Raw genomic sequence first — 2,258 nt, forward strand, 5'->3', positions numbered from 1 at the left:
GGTTTGCCTGATGCGAAAGCACGTGAAGAGATCTTAAAAGTGCATGCTAAAAATAAAAAATTAGCTCCCGAAGTTGATTTAAAAATAGTAGCCCAAAATACACAAGGTTTTAGCGGGGCCCAACTTCAAGCCACTATGAATGAAGCGGCTATTTTATCAGTGAGAAATAATAAATTAGAAATAACTAATGGAGAAATTAATCAAGCGATTGATAAAATAGTTTCCGGACCGGCGGAAAGATCTCCTTTCCGTCTTGCTCCAAGCCAGAAACAAACTATCACTTTTAAAGATGTTGCTGGTAACGAAGAAGAAAAAGAAGAAATGAAAGAGATAATTGATTTTTTAAAAAATCCCCAAAAATATAAAGAAATAGGGGCTTCTATCCCTAAAGGAGTTTTATTAGAAGGACCTCCTGGAACTGGTAAAACTTTATTAGCTAAAGCGGTAGCTGGCGAAGCGAATAAACCTTTCTTTGTTGCTTCAGGATCTGAATTTGTAGAAAAATACGTTGGTGTCGGAGCTTCAAGAATAAGAGAATTATTTAAAGAAGCAAGGCAAAACGCTCCTTGTGTTTTGTTTATCGATGAAATCGATGTTTTAGGCAGTTCAAGAGGCAATGGTGAGGGCGGTTCTCAAGAAAAAGACCAAACTCTTAATCAATTATTAACCGAAATGGATGGATTTGAAGAAAAATCAACAGTTATCGTTATCGGCGCTACCAACCGCAAAGATATGCTAGATTCAGCTTTATTAAGACCAGGCAGATTTGATCGTCAATTTACAGTTGGTTTACCTGATGTTACAGCAAGAAAAGCAATTTTAAAAGTACATGCTAAAAATAAAAAACTAGCTCCATCCGTTAATTTAGAACAAATAGCGAAACAAACACCTTCTATGAGTGGGGCTCAATTAGCTTCAATCATGAACGAAGCTTCTATTTTAACAGTTCGAAATGATAAAAAATTAATCACTACGATAGAATTAGAAGAAGCCATTGATCGTGTTTTAATGGGTCCAGCGAAAAAATCTAGAAAATACAACGAAGAAGAAAAGAAAATGGTCGCTTACCATGAAGCAGGACATGCTGTCATCGGTTTAAAATTAAAACATGCTCCTAAAGTTCAAAAAGTAACCATTATCCCTCGTGGAGATGCTGGAGGATATAATTTAATGTTACCTGAAAAAGAAACCTTCTTTTCCTCTAAAAAACGTATGTTGGCTAATATTACTTCTTATTTAGGTGGCAGAGCAGCTGAAGAATTAATGTTTGATGATATTTCTAACGGAGCTTACGGTGATTTCAAATCAGCTACCCAAATAGCGACCCAAATGGTGACCAAATTAGGGATGTCTGATTTAGGTCCCATACAAACTAAAGATAATATGTTTTTTGAAAACGAAAAAGTTAATCAAGAAATTAAAAAAATTATTGATGAATGTATGATAGAAGCTAAAAAGATAATGAAAGAGAATAAAACTTTATTAGATAAAATAGCTCATCTTTTAATTAAACAAGAAACAATAACGAAAGAAGAAATAGAAAAATTATTGTAATTATTTTATTCAAAAAAAGATTTAACAAAACAAAGAGACTTAAAAGTCTCTTTTTTCGTATAAAAGAACCTTAAATCAACTTCATTTAGAATCTAGCGACAACGAAACCCAAAAAATTATTGAAGTCAATATTAAAAAAAATCGTAGTGGTACCAAAAAAACCTTACTTTATCACTTTGAAATGACCACTCAAACTTTTCAAGAATTAGGTTTTGTTTTACCTTATCAAATGGAAACTTATTAAAAAGATTGCTTTTAATTTATTTTTTTGTTATAATAAAAATGATTCCATTTAATAGTTGGGTTGTTAATGTTGGTAATGTAACATTATTAACATTAATTTCAGGTTTGAATGGGGTTATAAAAAAACAGTACATTGTGTTACTCATTTCTTAAGTTGGTTAAAGAAAAGAGCCTCTGGGGGAGGCTCTATTTCTATAATAACGGTGTTTTTATACACCGTTATTTTTATTTTAAAATAAAAAAACATATTGCTTTAACTCCTTTCTTAGTTGGTCACACACCTTTAGAAAGGATATTAGACACCTTCCAAAAGGTGCTTAATTTTAGTATAACAAAATTTATTATGAATATAAAAAAAAGACTCTTATTATTTAGAGTCTGTTTTTTATTTAGAGTCTGTTTTTTATATCTTTTTTGAGAAACAGGAGTCAAAAACATTCTTAAAGTTTTAAAAGTTAAAA

General features: G+C 31.2%; 1 protein-coding gene and 1 pseudogene. Both read left to right on the forward strand.

Features of this window, described 5'->3' with window-relative positions; translation table 11 throughout:
- On the forward strand, positions 1 to 1,554 hold a 1,554-nt coding region (ftsH, locus tag HR065_RS00190), incomplete at its 5' end, for an ATP-dependent zinc metalloprotease FtsH (protein ID WP_244948315.1).
- A 58-nt stretch (positions 1,555 to 1,612) separates the two neighbouring features.
- Positions 1,613 to 1,798 (forward strand): annotated as a pseudogene (locus HR065_RS03750) (replicative DNA helicase); the annotation flags it as partial.
- Between the last annotated feature and the right edge of the window lie 460 nt (positions 1,799 to 2,258).

The sequence above is a fragment of the Candidatus Phytoplasma pruni genome, assembly GCF_013391955.1.
Lineage (GTDB): Bacteria > Bacillota_I > Bacilli_A > Acholeplasmatales > Acholeplasmataceae > Phytoplasma.